This is a genomic window from Mitsuaria sp. TWR114 (assembly GCF_007997345.1).
Window position 1 is genome coordinate 1 of sequence record NZ_VOSR01000337.1, and the last position, 2,792, is coordinate 2,792.

General features: G+C 69.0%; 4 protein-coding genes. 1 reads left to right on the plus strand and 3 read right to left on the minus strand.

Annotated features, from left to right (window positions below):
* Positions 1-133: 133 nt before the first annotated feature.
* Both FUT87_RS13405 and FUT87_RS13410 read right to left on the minus strand, forming a co-directional pair.
* Positions 134-562: a CBS domain-containing protein gene (locus tag FUT87_RS13405; RefSeq protein ID WP_147241340.1), complete on the minus strand. Its 429-nt coding sequence runs from the start codon at positions 560-562 to the stop codon at positions 134-136.
* A gap of 154 nt (positions 563-716) precedes the next feature.
* Positions 717-1,247 carry a DUF962 domain-containing protein gene (locus FUT87_RS13410; protein ID WP_147241341.1) on the minus strand — a complete coding sequence of 177 codons (531 nt, stop codon included), beginning with the start codon at positions 1,245-1,247 and terminating at the stop codon, positions 717-719.
* Positions 1,248-1,423: 176 nt separating this feature from the next.
* On the opposite strand from FUT87_RS13410, the gene FUT87_RS13415 reads away from it, so the two are divergent.
* Entirely contained in the window at positions 1,424-2,194 is a 771-nt protein-coding gene (locus tag FUT87_RS13415) for a YceI family protein (protein WP_186830523.1), read from the plus strand.
* Between the two features lie 135 nt (positions 2,195-2,329).
* Here the strand turns inward: FUT87_RS13415 and FUT87_RS13420 are convergent.
* Positions 2,330-2,792, minus strand: a 463-nt coding sequence (locus tag FUT87_RS13420) for a GNAT family N-acetyltransferase (RefSeq protein WP_147241343.1), incomplete at its 5' end; no start/stop codon positions are given.

Consider the following 2,792-nt stretch of genomic DNA (forward strand, 5'->3'; position numbering starts at 1 on the left):
CCTGCCTTCGCCGCAGTCCTGCGTTCGGCGAGGCCCTGATTGGGGTGCAGCAGCTAGGCGCAAACCGCAGCCATAGCAGCGCTATGGCGAGGATTTGCAACGACGCGGGGCGCCCCAATCAGGGCCTCGCCCCTTAGCCGTAGATGTAGGTTTGGAGGTGGGCGATAGTCATTTCGTCGTCGGCAATGATGTTGTCCATCAAGTCGCGGATCGAGAGCATGCCCACGACCTGATTGCCCTGGACGACGGGCAGGTGGCGGATCTTGCGCTGGCTCATCAGGCTCATGCATTCGCGGCAGTCGGTATCGGGCTTCACCACGAACACGTTGGGCGTCATCACATCCTTGACCGGCGTGTGCCGCGAATCACGCCCCTGCAAGGCGATCTTCCGCGTGTAGTCGCGCTCCGAAAAGATGCCGAGCAGCCGATCGCCCTCCATCACCAGCAAGGCGCCGACATCATGCTGCGCAAGCAGGTGCAGCGCATCGAACACCGTGGCTTCCGGCGCGACGCGCCAGACGCTCGGGCCGCGGTTCTTCAGCAGTTCGGACACCGGTTTCATGGGGCCTCCTGGCGACATCTGACGGAACTCGGACGTCCAAGATAAGCGCCTTGGACCGGGGCTGCAAGCCCCTGCAAGACCCGACCCCCACAAGGGGTGACGTGCGGTCCCGCTGGCGGGATCGGCCCGCTCGGTCCGCGCCAGCCGTCCCCGATCAGGCCGGGTGGGTCAGGTCGCGCAGATGGGTCGGGCCGGCGCGGCGCTCGATCTCGGCGAGCAGGTCGCGGCCCCAGCCCATCGCGAACAGGGCCTCGCCGACGACGAACATCGGGCCGACCAGCAATCCCACCAGGTCGTCGACGAAGGCGGGCTTGCGGCCCTCGTAATAGTGACCGACGAACTGGATGATCCAGCCGACGATGAAGCTGCCCAGGCCCCAGGCCAGCCAGCTGCCGAAGGAGCCGTCCGCCAGCGGATGCGCCAGCGCCATCAGCACCGCGTTGACCAGCGCCGTGGACAGGCCCAGCACGAAGTTGCCCCGCGTCAGGTACCAGACTGTCGCGCCGCCCCAGACCAGCCAGGCGGCGGAAACCGTCCAGTCACCGACATGGAATTGCGCCCGCGCCAGCAGCACGCCGATCGCGAAGACGATCAGCGGGATGCCGACAAAATGGGTGGCGATGTTGCGGCGATCGCGGTGGTAGGCGGCGTACTGCGCCATCAGGTCGGTGGCTTGGCGTGCCATGCAGTCTCCGTGCGAGGTGTCGTCATGATGTCGCAATGCTAGTGCGACCAGCTTGTTTATGCCGTTCAGAATGCAGTTCTGACCACTCTTGGTTTACCCCTATGCAAGTGTTGACGCCGGCAAATGAGGTGGCTCCAGGCGCGCATCGGCGCGGCGGCGGAAGGTCGGCCGCGCCGGTGATCGCCGCGCTGCTGCTCGGAGGCGCGCTGGCCGGGTGCGGCACTGCGCCTCCCGCCACGACGCCGACAGCGACAACGCCGACAGCCACGACGCCCGGCGCCAGCGAGGCCCCATCGTCGCCAGGGCCGTCGTCCTGCACGGCCTGGCTGGCCGCGCAGCAACGCGGCGAAGGCCGGCTCTATCGTGTCGACGCCGCCACTTCGCAGGTCCGCATCCACGTCTTTCGCGCCGGACGCCTCGCCAAGGTCGGCCACAACCACGTGATCGGCGTCGAGCGGCTCACCGGCCAGGTCTTCGTTCCCACCGACGGCATCGCTGGCGCCGGCGTCGAACTGGCCTTCCGGCTCGACGACCTGGCCATCGACAAAACCGAGTGGCGCGCGCCGCTGGGGCCCGAGTTCGCCAGCACGCCCTCCGCGTCCGACGTGGCTGGCACCCGCGCCAACCTGCTCCGGGCCGTTGACGGCGAGCGCTTCCCGGTCATCGCGATGCGCAGCACCGCCGTCGCCGGCGCCTTCCCGGTGCTGGCGCTCAAGCTCGCCGTCAACTGGCACGGCCAGACCCGCCTGCTCGACGTGCCGGTGCGGGTGGTCCGTCCTGCGGGGGATGCGGGGGGCTCGGTCCTGAGGACGCAGGGGGCGCTCGTCCTCCGTCAGAGCGACTTCGGCATCACGCCGTTCTCCATCCTCGGAGGGCTGCTCGCGATCCAGGACGAGTTGACGGTGGACGTCGACGTCGCGGCTGTTCCCGCGGTGGCGTGTGATTGAGCGCCTTGCGCCGGGAGGACTGCGGGGCGCCAGGCGCGGGCTCTCCACACCGCATGGGGGATCCCTCCTGGACCCCCAAGCGGTATTCCGGCCCCAGCGATGCTCGCTGGTGGCGGGCCTGGGCATCTGCGGCGATCAAGGCCTCAGGTCGAGGCTCATCAGGTCCTTGGCGTAGTAGCGGCCATCGGAGAGACGGATGGCGCGGGGCAGGTGGCCGTAGCGGGTGAAGCCCGCCTGACGGTAGAGCGCGATCGCCGCCTGGTTGCCCGCCGTGACGCTGAGCGTGACCGTCTCCAGCCGCGGCTCGCGACGCAGCAGCGCCAGGGCCTGCCGCAGCAGGCGCTTGCCGATGCCGCGTCCACGGACCTCGTCGTCAACCATCATCCCGATCAGGTGCGCGACGTGCATCACCTTCTTGCGGTTCTCGTGCTCGCAGGTCAGGGCACCCACCAACCGCTCGCCCGACCACGCGCCCAGCGTGAACAGCGACTTGCCGCCCGCCTGCGCATGCAGCCGCACGCGGTAGCTCGACGCGTCGCGCGCGCGCTCGGTCTCGGCGTCGGAGGTGAAGGCCTGCTCGTGCCGCGCCAGCATCGCG

Coding starts and splice junctions, on each gene's coding strand:
- FUT87_RS13405 (WP_147241340.1), bottom strand. CDS start 562: ATGAAACCGGTGTCCGAACTGCTGAAGAACCGCGGCCCGAGCGTCTGG.
- FUT87_RS13410 (WP_147241341.1), bottom strand. CDS start 1,247: ATGGCACGCCAAGCCACCGACCTGATGGCGCAGTACGCCGCCTACCAC.